The sequence below is a fragment of the Bradyrhizobium sp. cf659 genome, assembly GCF_900113725.1.
Lineage (GTDB): Bacteria > Pseudomonadota > Alphaproteobacteria > Rhizobiales > Xanthobacteraceae > Bradyrhizobium.
Genome location: NZ_FOQJ01000006.1, coordinates 313,885 through 330,239 on the forward strand (window position 1 = coordinate 313,885; position 16,355 = coordinate 330,239).

Here is a 16,355-nt window from a genome sequence, read left to right on the forward strand (position 1 = left end):
AGACTCGCCGGCGGCAAGCGTCGCGGCGACCGCGGGGGGTCATCATGCCGAATGGCAATATCGTCGTCGCCGAAGAGCGTGGAACGCGCGTGATCACCCTGCGCCGCCCGGGCAAGAAGAACGCGATCACGCAGGACATGTATCGGGAGATGAGCCACGCGATCGACACCGCGCAGAACAACCCGGACATCCGCTGCATGATCATCACCGGCGGCTCCGGCGTATTCACCGCCGGCGACGACATCGACGATTTTCTGAAGGCCGACACGGCACGCCCGGAGACGCTGTCGAACGGCGCCAGGTTTCTCTATTCGCTCGCCCTCAACGTCAAGCCGATCATCGCGGCCGTCGACGGCGCGTCGATCGGCATGGGCACCGTGATGCTGTTCCATTGCGACTACGTGCTCGCTTCGAACGCGGCGACCTTCTCCGCGCCCTATATCCACCTCGGGCTGGTGCCGGTCGGCGCCGCCAGCCTCCTGATGCCGAACACGATGGGCTACCAGCGCGCCTTCGCGATGCTGGTGATGGGACGGACCTTCACCGCCGCGGAGGCGCACGCCGCCGGCTTCGTCAACACCGTGGTCTCGCCGGGACACACCGAGGTCGAGGCCCGCAAGGTGGCGCGCGAGATCTGCCGGCTGCCCGCCGAGGCGGTCGCGACTTCGCGCAGACTGCTGCGTACCCCGCCGGAGGAACTGACCCGCCGCATCGACCGGGAGGCCCATCTGTTCGGCGAGCGTTTGAAGTCGGACGACGCCGTGGCTGCGTTCAACGCATTCGCGAACAGGAAAAAGCGGTAGAGCCCGTCATTCCGGAGCGCGCGAAGCGTGAGCCGGGAATTCATCGGGCCGCAGAGCTGGTGAATGAATGGATTCCGGGTTCGCGACTTCTCGCGCCCCGGAATGACGGCGAGAACCTTCGTGAAATCTTCGCGCTGAACGACTAATCTGGTTCCATGCGACATCTTCTCCGCCTGATCACTTTCGCCCTCGCGCTCGCCGCCCTGCCCGCCTCTGCCCAGACCGCCGCACCGGTCGAGCTGCGCGTCCTTGCGATCAATGATTTCCACGGCAATCTGCGGCCGCCGCCCGGCGGCATCCGCATCAACGATCCCGAGGATAGAAGCAAGAAGGTCGTGGTGGCGGCCGGCGGCGCCGAGTACATGGCGACGCTGGTGAAGCAATTGCGCGAAGGGCACAGGAACACGATCTTCGTGGCCGCCGGCGACCTGATCGGTGCGAGCCCGTTCCTGTCGGCGATGTTCCACGACGAGCCTTCGGTCGAAGCGCTCTCGATGATGGGGCTCGCGATCACTTCGGTCGGCAATCACGAGTTCGACGAGGGCAAGGCCGAGCTGCTCAGGATGCAGAACGGCGGCTGCCATCCGGTCGACGGCTGCCAGGGACCGCATCCCTTCACGGGCGCCAAATTCCACTACCTCGCCGCCTCCACCGTGGAGACAGCGACCGGTCAAAGCGTGCTGCCGCCATTTGAGATCCGTGAGTTCGACGGCATTCCCGTCGCCTTCATCGGGCTGACCTTGAAGGGCACCGCCGGCATCGTGTCGCCCTCGGGCATTGCCGGGCTCGAATTCCGCGACGAGGCCGAAACGGTGAATGCGCTCGTGCCGCAACTGAAGGCGCGCGGGGTAGAAGCGATCGTCGTGCTGATCCACGAAGGCGGCGAGCCTGCCGGCGACTACAATGAATGCCCGGGCCTTTCGGGGCCGATCGTCGAGATCGTGAAGAAATTCGATCGCGCCGTCGACGTCGTCGTCAGCGGCCACACCCATCGCGCCTATGTCTGCGATATCGACGGACGGCTGGTGACGAGCGGCGACAAGTACGGCACGCTGGTCACGGCGATCGATCTCAAGCTCGATCCGGCAACGCGCGACATCGTCGGCGCCAAGGCCGAGAACGTCATCGTCGCCAATGCCTCGCTGGCGAAGGACGCGGAGCAGACAGCGCTGATCGAGGCCTATGACAAGCTCGCCGCGCCGATCGCCAACCGGCTGGCCGGATCGGTGACGCAGACGCTGTCGCGCATTCCGAACGAAGCCGGTGAAAGCCCGCTCGGCGACGTCATCGCGGACGCGCAGCTCGCCGCGACGAAGGAGGCCACCAATGGCAGCGCTGTCATCGCGCTCACCAATCCCGGCGGCATCCGCACCGATATCGTTCCGAAGGAGAACGGCGCGGTATCCTTCGGCGAGCTGTTCGCAAGCCAGCCGTTCCGCAACCGCCTCGTCACCATGACGCTGACAGGCAGCCAGCTCAAGGAGATGCTGGAGCAGCAATGGCTCGATCCGAAGCGGCCGCGAATCCTTCAAGTGTCGAACGGGTTCAGCTACGCATGGGATGCGTCGAAGCCGTTCGGCGAACGCGTGATGGCCGAGAGGATGACGCTCAACGGCAGGCCGATCGAGCCCGGAAGCGGCTACCGCGTCACCCTCAACGATTACCTCGCCGTCGGCGGCGACGGCTTCACGGTCGCCAGGCAAGGCACGGCCCCGCAATATGGCGGCTACGACGCGGACGCGTTGTTCGCGTTTTTCCGGGTGCACGGGCCGATCGGCCCGCTGCCGCCGAGTCGCATCCTGCGCGTGAATTGATCCGGATCAAACGGGCCGGAACGGGACAACCCTTTGCCATTCCCGGCGGAGCGCATAGATTGGGTTTTGCATTGCGTTTTGGCGCCGAATGCGCCAAGCGACGTCAAGAGCCCATTCCCCAGTGAGCCCGACCTGATGAGCACGCTTCTCCTCTCCCACAAGGCCTGTCTCGACCACGTCACGCCGCCGGGACATCCTGAAAGGCCCGACCGCCTGCGCGCGGTGGAGGAGGCGCTGTCGCATGAGCGCTTCCAGTTCCTGGTCCGCGACCAGGCGCCGGAGGGCGATCTCGATCTCGTGGCGCTGTGCCACAACGAGCATTACGTCACCGAGCTGCGCCACATCGCGCCGACCAGCGGCCTTGTCTATATCGACGGCGACACCTCGATGTCGCCGGGCACCTGGGAAGCGGTGATGCGCGGCGTCGGCGGCGCGGTCGCGGCGACCGAAGCGGTGATGGCGGGCGAGCACCGCAACGCCTTCGTCGCGGTGCGCCCGCCCGGCCATCACGCCGAGATCGGCAAGCCCATGGGCTTCTGCTTCTTCGACAATGTTGCGATCGCCGCGCGTCACGCGCAGCGCAAATACGGCATCAAGCGCGCGGCCATCATCGATTTCGACGTGCATCACGGCAACGGCACGCAGGACATCTTCTGGTCGGACCCCACGGTGATGTACTGCTCGACGCACCAGATGCCGCTGTTTCCGGGCACCGGCGCGAAGGGCGAACGCGGCGACCACGACACCATCGTTAACGCGCCGCTGGTGTCCGAAGACGGTGGCCCGGAATTCCGCAGCGCTTTCGAGAACCTGATTCTGCCGCAGCTCGAAAAATTCAGCCCCGAGCTCCTGATCATCTCTGCGGGGTTCGATGCACATTATCGCGACCCGCTGGCCTCGCTGAATTTGCGCGCGGAGGATTATGCCTGGGTGACGCGCAAGCTGATGGACCTTGCCGACAAGACCGCCGGGGGCCGCGTTGTTTCGGTGCTCGAGGGCGGTTACGACCTGCAAGGACTGAAAGAATCTGTTACGGCGCATGTCGGCGCCCTGATGGGCGCCTGACGAGCCCGCCACATTAAGCCCGCAAAACCCTGCTTCTTCTGCATGTGAAGCGAATCGGGCAATCGGAAACGGATATGGCCGAAAATACCCAAGTCGACGTCTCCAGGCTCACCTTCGAGCGCGCGATCGAGGAACTCGAGACGATCGTGAAGCGGCTCGAGGACGGCAAGGTGCCGCTCGAGGAATCCGTGACGATCTACGAGCGCGGCGAAGCGCTGAAGCGCCGTTGCGAGGAACTGCTGCGCCAGGCCGAAGCGCGCGTCGACAAGATCACCACCGATGCGAGCGGCCAGGCCACTGGAACCGCGCCGCTCGACGTCCAGTAAGGAACGACGACCCAAGCCTCTTCCGGGCATCGGACGCCTGCAATTTTTTCATGATCGCACGCTGCTGGGTGTGCTCATGGGGGCGGACGACTAGGCACTGAGATCGAAGAGTTCCCGCGCTGGAGCCGTTCGGCCCCGCGAATCGAGCGGAAACAGCCTTCCTCTCGCCCAAAATCCTGCCGGGGAACCGGGCAAGGCAGGAACCTCCCCGTTGACGCCGCGGTTAACCAATCTGGCCCGCCGGTTGCAGCTGCATGCCCGCAATCGGCGCAGCGGGTTGGCTTTGGCCCAAGCTTTGGTGTAAAGCTGCGCGGAGTGTGGCTTTTTGTTAGCCTTGCGTGGGCACCGATTACCGACGACAAGCGCTTCAAATTGCTAATGAAATTGGCTGGGACGGACGAAGCCGATCTAAGTGACAGGGATCACAGAGACTGAACCGGAGCGCACTTAAGCTCACCTAAGCTTGAAGACGGGGCCTTGCCCCATGCAGGTGGCTCCGACGGTTTAAGGACTCGCGCTGCGCCGATATTGTGCAAACCCATCGCGCACCGGAACGACCTTCCGGCGCTGACAAATTGGAAATCGCCGTGAACGCATACAGTAAAACGCCGCTTCTCGACACCATCCGGACACCGGAAGACCTGCGCAACCTCAAGATCGAGCAGGTTCGCCAGGTCGCCGACGAGTTGCGGCAGGAGACCATCGACGCCGTTTCGGTAACCGGCGGCCACTTCGGCGCTGGTCTCGGCGTGGTCGAGCTCACCACCGCGATCCATTACGTCTTCGACACGCCGCGCGACCGGCTGATCTGGGACGTCGGCCACCAGGCCTATCCGCACAAGATCCTCACCGGGCGGCGCGACCGCATCCGCACCCTGCGCACCGGCGGCGGCCTGTCCGGCTTCACCAAGCGCAGCGAGAGCGATTACGATCCGTTCGGCGCGGCGCATTCCTCGACCTCGATCTCCGCCGGCCTCGGCATGGCCGTGGCGCGCGACCTCTCCGGCGGCAAGAACAACGTTATCGCCGTCATCGGTGACGGCGCTATGTCGGCGGGCATGGCCTATGAAGCCATGAACAATGCCGGTGCGATGAACTCGCGCCTGATCGTCATCCTCAACGACAACGACATGTCGATCGCGCCGCCGGTCGGCGCCATGAGCGCCTATCTGTCGCGCCTGTATTCCGGCAAGACCTATCGCACGCTCCGCGAGGCGGCCAAGCAGATCAACAAGCGCCTGCCCAAGATCATCGCCAACCGCGCCAACCGCGTCGAGGAATATTCGCGCGGCTTCATGATGGACGGCGGCACGCTGTTCGAGGAGCTCGGCTTCTATTACGTCGGCCCGATCGACGGCCATAACCTCGACCACCTCCTGCCCGTGCTGAAGAACGTCCGCGACATGGAGGAAGGCCCGATCCTGGTCCACGTCGTGACGCAGAAGGGCAAGGGTTACGGCCCGGCGGAAGCCTCCGCCGACAAGTACCATGCCGTCGTCAAGTTCGACGTCGCGACCGGCACGCAAGCCAAGGCCAAGCCGAACGCGCCCGCCTACCAGAACGTGTTCGGCCAGAGCCTCGTCAAGGAAGCGCAGAAGGACGAGAAGATCGTCGCCATCACCGCGGCGATGCCGTCCGGCACCGGCGTCGACATCTTCAACAAGGCATTCCCGGATCGCACCTTCGACGTCGGCATCGCCGAGCAGCACGCGGTGACCTTTGCCGCAGGTCTGGCGAGCGAAGGCTACAAGCCGTTCTGCGCGATCTACTCGACCTTCCTCCAGCGCGGCTACGACCAGATCGTGCATGACGTCGCGATCCAGAATCTCCCCGTCCGCTTCGCGATCGACCGCGCCGGCCTCGTCGGCGCCGACGGCGCGACGCATGCCGGCTCGTTCGACAACGCCTATCTCGGCTGTCTGCCGAACATGGTGATCATGGCGGCGGCCGACGAAGCCGAGCTCGTGCACATGGTGGCAACCCAGGTCGCCATCGACGACCGTCCGAGCTCGCTGCGCTATCCGCGCGGCGAAGGCCGCGGCATCGAGATGCCCGAGGTCGGCATTCCGCTCGAGATCGGCAAGGGCCGCGTGATCCGCCAGGGCAGCAAGATTGCCCTGCTCTCGTTCGGCACGCGCCTCGCCGAATGCGAGAAGGCGGCCGACGAGCTCGCCGCCCACGGCCTTTCGACCACGATCGCGGATGCGCGCTTCATGAAGCCGCTGGACACCGAGCTGGTGCTCAAGCTCGCCCGCGACCACGAGATCCTGATCACGATCGAGGAAGGCTCGGTCGGCGGCTTCGGCTCGCACGTCGCGCAGTTCCTGACCGACCAGGGCGCGCTCGACAGCGGCATGGTCAAGTTCCGCACGATGGTGCTGCCCGACGTGTTCCAGGACCACGACACGCCGGCCGCGATGTACGCCCGCGCCGGTCTCGACGCCAAGGGCATCGTCGCGAAGGTGTTCGAAGCGCTCGGCAAGGACGTGAAGACCGAGACGGTCAAGCTCGCCTGAGGGCGAGCTTCGACCTTTAGCGAAGCAGCGCGACTTCCATGAAAATCTATCTGGCAGGCCCCGACGTGTTCCTGCCGGATGCGGTCGAGGTCGGCCGTCGCAAGGCAGAGATCTGCGCCCGCTTCGGGCTCACCGGCCTCTATCCCCTCGATAACGAGATCGCCCTCACCGCGCCCGACGCCTCGCGGCAGATCTTTTGCGGCAACGAGGCGATGATGGATGCGGCCGACGCCATCATTGCCAACCTGACGCCGTTCCGCGGTGCCGGCGCCGATCCCGGGACCGTCTACGAGCTCGGCTATATGGCCGGGCGCGGCAAGTTCTGTCTGGCCTATTCCAACGATGGCGCCGCCTATGCCGACCGCGTCGGCCGTTTCATGGACCTCACGTCCGAAAACGGGCGGCTGATCGATGCGCAGGGCCTGACGGTCGAGGATTTTGGCCTCGTCGACAACCTCATGATGATCCACGCGCTGGAACTGCACGGCTGCCCGCTGGTGACGCCGGCCACGATGCCGATCGACGTCTGGCACGATCTCGCCGCGTTCGAGGCTTGCGTCCGGATGGCGGCCGCGCGATTGATTGCACCATAAGCGCATCAATCGTCCCAAGAATCGTCTCAAGAATCGTCTCATGAGAGCATGATGCCCCCTCCCCGCAAGCGCGCGGATATTCTGCTGGTCGAGCGCGGCCTGTTCGAGAGCCGGGCACGGGCGCGTGCGGCCATCGAGGCCGGCCTCGTCATGGCCGACGACAAGCAGGTGACAAAACCGTCGGAGACCATCGCCGAGGACGCGGTGATCCAGGCCGAGCCCGCGCACCCCTACGTGTCGCGCGGCGGCCTCAAGCTCGCGGGCGCACTGGAACGCTACCCGATCGAGATCGAGGACCATGTCTGCCTCGACGTCGGCGCCTCCACCGGCGGTTTCACCGAGGTGCTGCTGGCCAATGGCGCAAGCCTGGTGTTCGCCATCGATGTCGGCACCAACCAGTTGCATCCCTCGCTGCGCGGGCATCCAAAAATCGTATCGATGGAGGAGACCGACATCCGCGCCTATGAAGGCAAACGCCTGCCGGCGCGGCCCGATATCGTCGTCATCGACGTCAGCTTCATCTCGCTGAAGACCGTGCTGCCCGTGGCGCTGTCGCTGGCGGCTGCACCGATGAGCCTGCTGGCGCTGATCAAGCCGCAATTCGAGGCCGAGCGGAAGCACAACAAGAAGGGCATCATCCGCGACGCCGCCGTGCATCGGGAGATCTGCGACGACATCGCGACCTTCGCCGCCTCGCTCGGCTGCACCGACATCGAGGTGTTCCCCTCCCCGATCACCGGCGGCGACGGCAACGTCGAATTCTTCCTGGGCGCGCGCCGTGGTTGAGCGCCTGAGGATCGATCACGTCGGCCATCGCGGCGACGGTGTCGCGCTCGACGCCGGTGAAGCGATCTACGTGCCATATGCGCTCGGCGGCGAGACCGTCGAGGTCGACCATGTCGCGGGCCATCACCCCGACCGCCGCAAGCTGCTGGCGGTCGATGTCGCAAGCCCCGAGCGCATCGCGCCGTTCTGCCCGCATTTTGGCGTCTGCGGCGGCTGTGCGATCCAGCACTGGGCGGCCGAGCCGTATCATGCCTGGAAGCGCAGCATCGTGGTCGAGACGCTGGCGCAGGCCGGCATCGATTGCGAGGTTGCGCCGCTGGTCGATGCCCATGGTGTGGGGCGCAGGCGCGTCACGCTGCACGGCCGGTTCGGCACGCACGACATCCTCAAGGTCGGCTTCTCGGCAGCGAGCTCGCACGACGTCATCCCGATTCATCGCTGCCCGATCCTCGATCCCGCGCTCGACGGCGCACTCGATGCCGCCTGGGCGCTGGCGGAGCCGCTGACGTCCAAAATGCCGGTGACGAAGCCACTCGACATCCAGGTCACCGCCACCGCCAACGGCCTCGACGTCGATGTGCGCGGCTCCGGCCCGCTGCCGACGCCGCTGGTCACGGCGCTGTCGCGCGTTGCCGAGCAGCATCGCCTCGCACGGTTGACGCGGCATGGCGAGCTGGTGCTGCAACGCCTGCCGCCGACGGTGAAGATGGGCCGCGCTGAAGTGACGCTGCCGCCGGGTTCGTTCCTGCAGGCGACCGTCGCCGGCGAAGAGACGCTGGCGTTTCTCGTCGCCGAACGCGTCGGCAAGGCCAAGGAGGTTCTCGACCTCTTCTGCGGCGTTGGGCCGTTCGCGCTGCGGCTCGCCGAGAAGGCCCGCGTCACCGCCTATGACAACGACGCCGGCGCGGTCGCCGCACTCGCGAAAGCCGCGCGCACGCCTGGGCTCAAGCCTGTCAGGTGCGAGCCACGCGACCTGTTCCGCCGCCCCCTTGTGCCGCAGGAGCTGCGCGACTTCGACGCCGTCGTGTTCGATCCCCCGCGCCAGGGCGCACAGGCGCAGGCACTGAAGCTCGCCGCAAGCAAGGTGCCCGTCATCGTCGCGGTCTCCTGCAACGTCGCAACCTTTGCCCGCGACGCACGGTTGCTGATCGATGGCGGCTACAGGATCGACGGCGTCGTGCCGGTCGACCAATTCCGCCATACGCCGCATGTCGAGCTGGTGGCGCGGTTTGCGCGGTAGCTGCAAGCCTCGTGGGACGGCCCGCAGCAAGCTCCTCACCAAATTGATCCGGTGCCGATCCGAACCTTGATGCCGGTCAACCGCCCGAGCTTCCGGTGGCGCTAGAAGCGTCGTGCGAAAGGACCGTGGAGCGGATGATGGCGATCGACCGGCGACAACTCATGGCCACCGCGCTCGGACTTTCCGCGGCGGCGATCACCGCCCGCCCTTCGGCTGCGGCGACGACGACCTATCAGGAAACGGTGCGCGCGTCGCGAGCGCCGCTGCAACCGGTGCCGCGGGACCGCGAACTCGTACGTTTCGCCACGCTCGCCGCCAACAGCCACAACACCCAGCCTTGGATCTTTTCCGCCCGCGGCAATGAAATCGTGATTGCGCCCGACTTCGCGCGCCGCTGTCCGGCGGTCGATCCGGACGATCACCACCTTTTCGTCAGCCTCGGCTGCGCCGCCGAGAACCTCGTCCTCGCGGCATCAGCGCTCGGCTGGCGCGCCAACCCGATCGTCGACGGCGACAGGATCGTGATCGCGCTGGAGCAAGCGCGCCCCGAAACGTCGGCGCTGGTCAACGCGATTCCCCTCAGGCAATGCACCCGTGCAGCCTTCGACGGCAAGCCGGTGGCGCCTGACATGCTGCGCCAGCTCGAGAACGCCTGTCGGGAGCCGAACGTCTCGGCAATGCTGATGACCGAACGCGCCGCCATCGCTGATGTCACCGACTACGTGCTCGAAGGCAATTCCGCGCAAATGCGCGACAAGGCCTTCATGAGCGAGCTCGTGAGCTGGATGCGCTTCAACGAGACGGATGCCGTCGCGACCATGGACGGGTTGTTCTCGCGCGCCTCGGGAAACCCGTCCCTGCCGGCATGGATCGCGCGGCCGCTGCTCAGGTTCTTCTTCACCGAAAGCGGCGAGAACGGGAAATATCGCGCCGGGCTCGACAGCTCCGCGGGTGTCGTCGTGCTTGCCGCCGATCGCAGCGACACGTCGCACTGGATTTCGGTCGGCCGTGCCTGTCAGCGGTTCGGCCTGCAGGCGACCGCGCTCGGGCTCAAATATTCCTTCATCAACCAGCCGGTCGAGGTGCCGGCACTCAGGCGGCAGTTCGCGGCCTCGCTCGGACTCGGCGAGCGGCGTCCCGATATCGTGATGCGTTTCGGAACCGGGCCGGATCTGCCGAAATCGCTCCGCCGCGCCCCGGAACTGGTGATGCGGTCTGCGCCATAGTCTCCTAGCGCCGAAGGCCGCCGAGCGCCGGTGACTCGCCGGGCAGCATGTTCGATCTGATATCGCTGTCCATGCGGCCGGAATCCTGCTGGGTGAACCCGGCCCCGAACGACAGGCTGAGGTTGGAGGTCGGCTTGAATTCGACACCCGCGAACGCGCCATAGCCGGGTGCAGCGCCGGAGGTGAGCGGCGCAAGCGAACTGCCAATGCCGTTGCCGTATTTCAGCGTGTCGAAGCCGGCAAAGAACGTGACGGGCAACCCGCCCGCAGTCTTGGTGTTGTAACCGAACTGTGAGCTGTCATAGGAGAGCGCGCTGAAATTGCCGGACGCCCCAAACTGGCTGATGCCGCTCCAGCTCAAATTGCCTCGTTGGCCTCCGATAAGGAAACCGGTCGGGGCATTATAGCGCGCACCGGCATCGCCGGTACTGAAGCTCGGGAAATTGCCGTAGGCGTCGGAGCCTTGGGTATCGGAGCCTTGGCTACCAGAGCCTTGGCCGGCACTGTCGCCAAAGCCGAATGGTCCGCCCGGTATCCAATACCTCAAGGGTGCGACTTGCGCATGAGCGGGCGCTCCGCCGAGGCAAAGCACGGCGAAGAGAGCTGCGAGACCGCAAGAACCTGCAAGGCTGGACATTCGGGCTACCGTCAAAAAGCTCTCAAATTATACCCTCCGGGTAGCGCGATTGCCAGCGAAGCAACGCCGGTCCTCGCGTCCCCGGTTCCGGGGTAGCGTCTTCCTGACACGTTGAACCTCCCATCCGCCGGATTGACCCACATAGAGGACGCGCAAGCTCCCGCCGTCATCGCGATCGCCAAAGCCTCGCGCGATCCAACAATGCGCAGTTTGCGCTGACCATTGAAAATGCCGACATAGCATGGAGGCCATCATGGAGGTCAATTCCGACAGGTTGAACGCGTTTATGGGCAAGATGATCACCGAGGTCGGGGCGGCGATGAACGCATCGCTGGTCTTGCTCGGGGACAAGCTCGGTCTCTACCGCGCCCTCGCGGCCAAGGGACCGATGAACTCCGCCGTGCTGGCGAGCGTCACCGGAACGACGGAGCGCTACGTCCGCGAATGGCTCTCGAGCCAGGCGGCATCCGGCTACATCGAATATGATGCCGCTTCAGGAAAATTCTCGATGTTGCCGGAGCAGGCGATGGCGCTTGCCGACGAGGACAGCCCGGTGTTCCTCGGCGCAGTCGGCAATGTCATTGCCGCGGCGTTTCTCGACGAGCCGAAGATTACGGATGCATTCAAGTCCGGCAAGGGTGTCGGTTGGAACCGGCGCAGCGAGTGCCTGTTCTGCGGCACCGCCCGCTTCTTCCGCACCGGCTACATGCATCATCTCGTGCAAGAGTGGCTGCCCGCGCTCGACGGCGTCGTGGACAAGCTCAAGCGCGGCGCCAAGGTCGCCGATGTCGGTTGCGGGCATGGCGTTTCGACGCGGTTGATGGCGCAAGCCTTCCCGAATTCCCGATTCTACGGCTTCGACTATCACGAGGGCTCGATCGAGGCCGCGCGAAAGGCGACGAACGAGGCCAAGCTGGGCGACCGGGTCAGCTTCGCTGTTCACTCGGCCAAGACCTATCCGGCCGAAGGCTATGATCTCGTCTGCTTCTTCGATTGCCTGCACGACATGGGCGATCCGGTCGGCGCCATCAACCACGTGCGCGAGAGCATGGCGAAGGACGGCACCTGCATGCTGGTCGAGCCGTTCGCGGGCGACCGCCTCGAGGACAATCTCAATCCGGTCGGACGCGTCTACTACGCAGCGTCGACCATGATCTGCACGCCCGCCTCACTCGATCAGGAGGTGGGACTCGCCCTCGGCGCGCAGGCCGGCGAGGCAAGGCTGCGCAAGGTCGCCAGCGAAGGCGGCCTGTCGCGCTTCCGCCGCGCCGCCGAGACGCCGTTCAATCTGATCCTGGAGGCACGCATCTGACTCAACGGCGGACGTACGCGGCCGACGATGTCAGGCCGCGGCGCCCGTCGCCATGCCAAATGTGAGCTGATTGCCGTCGGCATCCACGACGTCGAAGTCGCGCATGCCATAGTCGCGGTCTTCCGGTTGATTGAGCAGCCTGGCGCCGCGTCCTGAAACCTCGGCATAGATCCGGTCGACATCTCTGACGAAAACGCAAAGACCGCCCTGTCCGGGCAACCGTTTCGTTGCGGCCGCCGCGAGCAAGTGCAGGCCGACCTCATCACGGCAGAGGCAGGCATAAGACGGAGGCTGGCCGTATTCGAAGGTGACCTCGAAGCCGAGCACGTCGCGGTAATAGGCGAGGCTGGCAGTGATGTCGGAGACGACAAAAACGGTGGCGGAGCCGGCCATCATAGGGCGTTCGTCAGTCATTGGCGGCGCCTCCTCGTCGCAAGCAATCTCCGCGGCGCAGTCTATCATGCGCGGGCGGGTCTTGCACGGGTCGCGCGGCAACGTAGGCTGGCCTTCGCACGGCCGCACGAGTCTGCCGGAATGGGAGGATAACGATGAATCGTTCAGGCTTGGCACTGCAGGCGGAAGCGCCGAACGACAGCGCGCCGCCGCTGGCGGCGACGTAGTGGCGCCGCACCGTTCATGCTCCACGATCCGCTGCTCACGCGCCTGACATCCGCCTTTGCCGGCGTACCGGGCGTCGAGGCTGTCGTTCTCGGCGGCTCGCGTGCGCGGGGCAGCGAGCACGCTGCGTCGGACTACGATATCGGCCTCTATTTCAAGACGGCGATTCCGCTGGATACCGAACGGTTGCTGGCCGCCGCAAAGGAGATCGCCGACGATCCCGCCGCCACGGCCGTGACGCCGGTCGGCGAATGGGGCCCGTGGATCGTCGGCGGCGCCTGGCTTTCGGTGGATGGCCGCAAGGTGGACCTGCTCTACCGCAACGCCGACGCGGTCGAGGCGGTGATGCAATCCTGCCGCGCCGGCGTGGTCACCATGGACTACCAGCCTGGTCATCCGCACGGCTTCTGCTCGGCGATCTGGATGGGCGAGATCGCCTATTGCCGGCCACTGCACGATCCGCAGGCGCTGATCGCCCGGCTGAAATCGATTGCGCTGCCCTATCCGCCGCCGCTGCGAGCGGCGTTGATCCGGCGCTTTCAGTGGGAAATCTCGTTCGGTATCGAGAATGCGGAGCTTACGGTGGCGCGCGGCGAGCAGACCCATGTCGCGGGATGCCTCTACAGGTCGCTCGCCTGCATCGCGCAGGTGCTGTTCGCACTGAACGAACACTATCTCATCAACGAAAAAGGCGCGCTCCAGGAGGCGGCCGGCCTGCAGCTGACGATCCCCCATCTTGCACAGCAGGCGGACGAGATCTGGCGGCAGATCGGCAGCGGCGCCTTGGCGCCAGCCTGCGAAGCCTTGCGCGGGATCGACCGACAACTGAAGCTGCTGACGTCTTGAAAGCATGGAGAACCCGGTGACATCCGACAGTCCCGTCACTTACGAACGCGCAGGCAACATCGCCCGCATCACGTTGCGCCGCCCGCCCGTCAACGCGCTGAGCCTCGAGGTCATCCGCGCAGTGGTCGCAGCTTTCCGCCGGGCAGCGGACGATCAGGACGCGCGCGTGGTCGTGCTGGAGAGTGCGATTCCCAAGCGCTTTTCGGCGGGCCTCGATCTCGACATCCTGCTTGGCAAATCGGGCGCCCAGATCCGCGAATTTCTCCAGGCGCTCTATATCGACCTTTACGATGCCCAGTACGGGCTCGGCAAACCCTCGATCGCCGCGGTCGGCGGCGCGGCCCGCGGCGGTGGCATGACCATGGCGGTGTCCTGCGACGTGGTGCTGGCATCCGAGAGCGCGACGTTCGGCTATCCCGAGATCGACGTCGGCGTCATTCCCGCGATCCACTACGCGCATCTGCCGCGGATCGTCGGACGCCATCGCGCTTTCGAGTTGCTGTTCACCGGCCGCGTCTTCAGCGCCGCGGAGGCGCGCGAGCTCGGCGTGGTGAACCGCGTCGTCGGAGAGACGGAGCTCGAGGCCGAGGTCGTGAGGCTCGCGGCGCAGTTCGCAGGGAAATCGGCCGCGGTGCTGCGGATGGGCCGCGCCGCCTTCATGCGCCAGATCGACCTCGACTATCGGCGCAGCATTGCCAGCGCCGTGGACGATTTCTGCAACGTCGCGACGTCGGACGAGGCGCAGGAGGGCCTGAGGGCGTTCGTGGAGAAACGGGCACCGAAATGGTGAGGACGGACGGCCGCCGCGCGCGTCGGGAACGCGAAGCGTTCAGGCGGTCTTGTCGACCGAAGACGATGAATCGGCCGGCGGATATTTCGTCACGGGCACCATGAAGGACTTGGTGCCGACCTGGTAGATGATCTTGCCGTTCTGCCCGTCATCGGTCGCGATCTGCGCCTGGCCGAACATGATGACGTTCTTGTAGACGATGCCGGTGCCCTGGCGCGTGATGCCGTCGGTGGTGACGCTGACCTGCGCTTCGTTGCCGCTGACGGAAAGCACCTTGAAGCTCGCGCTTTTGCCGTTGTCGCTGGAATAGCCGCCCCAGCTTCCCATCAGACGGCTGTCGGAGGCCGGCGGCGCCTGCTTCTCGAGATTGGCGGTCTGCTTGCCGCTGCCACCCGCGGAGAACAGGAGCACCATGTTCTTGCCGTCCTTGGTGCCGACCGTGACCCCGCCGAAGGTGATAAGCGAGCCCTGGACCTCGCCGAAGCCGCGCTCGGTATGCCCGTTATGGGTATACTCGACCTGCGCCCGGGCACCGCGGATGTTCACGACCTTGAAACCGACGGCCTGGTTGTTGCCCACCCAATTGCCCTTCCAGTCACCGACCAGAGCGCTCTGGTGAAAGATCCGCTCGTTCGCGGGCGAAATCTGGCTGGTGCTCGATGTGACGATGGCCATTGGATTGCTCGGCGGACAGGTTTGAAAAACCCGCTTTCGTTCGCTCCAGCAATGTCAGGATGCTGGCTGGAAATGAACGGAAACCATCCGATTAGGGCCACGCGCAGGTTAATGAGCGGTTAAGCTCAACCGCCGGCTGAGACGGCAAAACGTCTCAGCCGGGTCCGCCTTAGCGTCCCCAGCGGTCCGACCAGATCTTCTCGCCGATCATGCAGCTGACGCGCGGCTCCTTGTCCGCAACGCGCACCACGGGACGCTCCGGCGTGCGGCCTGCGACCTCCATCAGGAGCTTGGTGCGGATCGCTTCCTTGAACTTCTCGCGGTCCTTGATCGTGATGACGAAGGAGCCGGGACCGCCGATCACGCAATCCTCGTAGTAGTAGTCGAGATTGTCGATATCCATGGTCGAATAGGACGGCTCCTTGACCATGATCGGCAGGCCGTTGATGACGATGCCTTTCTCGAGCGCAGCGTCGCGCGCCACCGTGACCGGGCCGCCATTGTTGTTGGGACCGTCGCCGGAGATGTCGATGACGCGGCGCAAGCCCCGATAGGGATCCTCGTCGAACAGCGGCATCGCGAACGTGATCGCGCCGGAGATCGAGGTGCGCGAGGCGCGCCGGATCGGCGTCTTCAAGATTTCGGCGGCGACCGCATCCGCGGTCTCAGGTCCGTCAATCAGCCGCCAGGGAATGATGATCTTCTGGTCGCTGGAAGCAGCCCACTCGAAATAGGTCACCGCGATCCGGCCGTTCGGACCGAGCTTCAGCGCCTGCAAGAACTCCTTCGACTGGATCGCCTGCGCATAGCCTTCGCGCTGGATCGCGAGCTCGTCCATGTCCATGGAGTAGGAGACATCGACCGCAAGGATCAGTTCGACGTCGACCGTCTGCGCGTCCCTGTCGGCCGCCAGCCGCTGCGGTCGATCCTTAGACGCCTCAAATTTAGGTCCTGGTGCAGCGAAGCCCGCAACATCCCCCCCAGCGAGCACGCCGGCCACCAGCACAGCCCCGATCGAGAACAGCAAGCGCATCGCAGCCTCCCGTCGTATGACGCGATGGTGACATGCAATCGCCTTGCCGCAAAGTGCGAAGATCGCTTGCGCTTC

Annotated in this window: 16 protein-coding genes; 12 read left to right on the forward strand and 4 right to left on the reverse strand. The window is 65.2% G+C overall.

The features are described 5' to 3' along the window. Window positions 1-44: 44 nt before the first annotated feature. The 9 genes from BM118_RS25570 to BM118_RS25610 all read left to right on the forward strand — a co-directional run bounded on the left by BM118_RS25570 (window position 45) and on the right by BM118_RS25610 (window position 10,369). On the forward strand, window positions 45-803 hold the full coding sequence (locus tag BM118_RS25570) for an enoyl-CoA hydratase-related protein (RefSeq protein WP_092188473.1): 759 nt from the start codon (window positions 45-47) through the stop codon (window positions 801-803). Window positions 804-958: 155 nt separating this feature from the next. Beyond that, entirely contained in the window at window positions 959-2,617 is a 1,659-nt protein-coding gene (locus tag BM118_RS25575) for a bifunctional metallophosphatase/5'-nucleotidase (RefSeq protein ID WP_092188475.1), read from the forward strand. Between the two features lie 135 nt (window positions 2,618-2,752). Further along, a complete protein-coding gene (locus BM118_RS25580; RefSeq protein WP_092188477.1) occupies window positions 2,753-3,682 on the forward strand; it encodes a histone deacetylase family protein in 930 nt (309 codons plus the stop codon). A gap of 74 nt (window positions 3,683-3,756) precedes the next feature. Next, a complete protein-coding gene (locus BM118_RS25585) occupies window positions 3,757-4,008 on the forward strand; it encodes an exodeoxyribonuclease VII small subunit (RefSeq protein WP_008132970.1) in 252 nt (83 codons plus the stop codon). A gap of 587 nt (window positions 4,009-4,595) precedes the next feature. Further along, entirely contained in the window at window positions 4,596-6,524 is a 1,929-nt protein-coding gene (gene dxs, locus BM118_RS25590; protein ID WP_177234675.1) for a 1-deoxy-D-xylulose-5-phosphate synthase, read from the forward strand. Between the two features lie 38 nt (window positions 6,525-6,562). Continuing rightward, window positions 6,563-7,117 (forward strand): nucleoside 2-deoxyribosyltransferase, encoded by a 555-nt coding sequence (locus BM118_RS25595; RefSeq protein WP_092188481.1) that lies wholly within the window; start codon window positions 6,563-6,565, stop codon window positions 7,115-7,117. Between the two features lie 51 nt (window positions 7,118-7,168). Next, window positions 7,169-7,903, forward strand: coding sequence for a TlyA family RNA methyltransferase (locus tag BM118_RS25600; protein ID WP_177234686.1), 735 nt, complete (start codon window positions 7,169-7,171; stop codon window positions 7,901-7,903). Continuing rightward, complete coding sequence (locus tag BM118_RS25605; RefSeq protein WP_092188485.1) at window positions 7,896-9,143, forward strand: class I SAM-dependent RNA methyltransferase; 1,248 nt, start codon at window positions 7,896-7,898, stop codon at window positions 9,141-9,143. The genes BM118_RS25600 and BM118_RS25605 overlap by 8 nt, the downstream gene beginning before the upstream one ends. 161 nt (window positions 9,144-9,304) lie before the next feature. Continuing rightward, a complete protein-coding gene (locus BM118_RS25610) occupies window positions 9,305-10,369 on the forward strand; it encodes an Acg family FMN-binding oxidoreductase (protein WP_244550250.1) in 1,065 nt (354 codons plus the stop codon). 4 nt (window positions 10,370-10,373) lie between these two features. Here the strand turns inward: BM118_RS25610 and BM118_RS25615 are convergent, their stop codons facing one another. Continuing rightward, on the reverse strand, window positions 10,374-11,006 hold the full coding sequence (locus BM118_RS25615) for a hypothetical protein (protein WP_092188489.1): 633 nt from the start codon (window positions 11,004-11,006) through the stop codon (window positions 10,374-10,376). Between the two features lie 253 nt (window positions 11,007-11,259). On the opposite strand from BM118_RS25615, the gene BM118_RS25620 reads away from it, so the two are divergent. Next, complete coding sequence (locus tag BM118_RS25620; protein ID WP_177234676.1) at window positions 11,260-12,318, forward strand: class I SAM-dependent methyltransferase; 1,059 nt, start codon at window positions 11,260-11,262, stop codon at window positions 12,316-12,318. 30 nt (window positions 12,319-12,348) lie between these two features. Here BM118_RS25620 and BM118_RS25625 read toward each other — a convergent pair whose 3' ends face one another. Next, window positions 12,349-12,732, reverse strand: coding sequence for a bleomycin resistance protein (locus tag BM118_RS25625; protein ID WP_092188492.1), 384 nt, complete (start codon window positions 12,730-12,732; stop codon window positions 12,349-12,351). 222 nt (window positions 12,733-12,954) lie between these two features. Here BM118_RS25625 and BM118_RS25630 point away from each other — a divergent pair, with 222 nt between their 5' ends. Further along, complete coding sequence (locus BM118_RS25630; RefSeq protein WP_092188494.1) at window positions 12,955-13,782, forward strand: nucleotidyltransferase domain-containing protein; 828 nt, start codon at window positions 12,955-12,957, stop codon at window positions 13,780-13,782. Between the two features lie 16 nt (window positions 13,783-13,798). Further along, window positions 13,799-14,572 carry an enoyl-CoA hydratase/isomerase family protein gene (locus BM118_RS25635; RefSeq protein ID WP_092188593.1) on the forward strand — a complete coding sequence of 258 codons (774 nt, stop codon included), beginning with the start codon at window positions 13,799-13,801 and terminating at the stop codon, window positions 14,570-14,572. Window positions 14,573-14,611: 39 nt separating this feature from the next. Here BM118_RS25635 and BM118_RS25640 read toward each other — a convergent pair whose 3' ends face one another. Together BM118_RS25640 and BM118_RS25645 are read right to left on the reverse strand one after the other, a co-directional pair. Continuing rightward, window positions 14,612-15,247 carry a hypothetical protein gene (locus BM118_RS25640; protein ID WP_092188496.1) on the reverse strand — a complete coding sequence of 212 codons (636 nt, stop codon included), beginning with the start codon at window positions 15,245-15,247 and terminating at the stop codon, window positions 14,612-14,614. Between the two features lie 169 nt (window positions 15,248-15,416). Continuing rightward, complete coding sequence (locus BM118_RS25645) at window positions 15,417-16,280, reverse strand: DUF1194 domain-containing protein (protein ID WP_092188498.1); 864 nt, start codon at window positions 16,278-16,280, stop codon at window positions 15,417-15,419. Between the last annotated feature and the right edge of the window lie 75 nt (window positions 16,281-16,355).

Coding starts and splice junctions, on each gene's coding strand:
- BM118_RS25570 (WP_092188473.1), top strand. CDS start 45: ATGCCGAATGGCAATATCGTCGTCGCCGAAGAGCGTGGAACGCGCGTG.
- BM118_RS25575 (WP_092188475.1), top strand. CDS start 959: ATGCGACATCTTCTCCGCCTGATCACTTTCGCCCTCGCGCTCGCCGCC.
- BM118_RS25580 (WP_092188477.1), top strand. CDS start 2,753: ATGAGCACGCTTCTCCTCTCCCACAAGGCCTGTCTCGACCACGTCACG.
- BM118_RS25585 (WP_008132970.1), top strand. CDS start 3,757: ATGGCCGAAAATACCCAAGTCGACGTCTCCAGGCTCACCTTCGAGCGC.
- BM118_RS25595 (WP_092188481.1), top strand. CDS start 6,563: ATGAAAATCTATCTGGCAGGCCCCGACGTGTTCCTGCCGGATGCGGTC.
- BM118_RS25600 (WP_177234686.1), top strand. CDS start 7,169: ATGCCCCCTCCCCGCAAGCGCGCGGATATTCTGCTGGTCGAGCGCGGC.
- BM118_RS25610 (WP_244550250.1), top strand. CDS start 9,305: ATGGCCACCGCGCTCGGACTTTCCGCGGCGGCGATCACCGCCCGCCCT.
- BM118_RS25615 (WP_092188489.1), bottom strand. CDS start 11,006: ATGTCCAGCCTTGCAGGTTCTTGCGGTCTCGCAGCTCTCTTCGCCGTG.
- BM118_RS25620 (WP_177234676.1), top strand. CDS start 11,260: ATGGAGGTCAATTCCGACAGGTTGAACGCGTTTATGGGCAAGATGATC.
- BM118_RS25625 (WP_092188492.1), bottom strand. CDS start 12,732: ATGACTGACGAACGCCCTATGATGGCCGGCTCCGCCACCGTTTTTGTC.
- BM118_RS25630 (WP_092188494.1), top strand. CDS start 12,955: ATGCTCCACGATCCGCTGCTCACGCGCCTGACATCCGCCTTTGCCGGC.
- BM118_RS25640 (WP_092188496.1), bottom strand. CDS start 15,247: ATGGCCATCGTCACATCGAGCACCAGCCAGATTTCGCCCGCGAACGAG.
- BM118_RS25645 (WP_092188498.1), bottom strand. CDS start 16,280: ATGCGCTTGCTGTTCTCGATCGGGGCTGTGCTGGTGGCCGGCGTGCTC.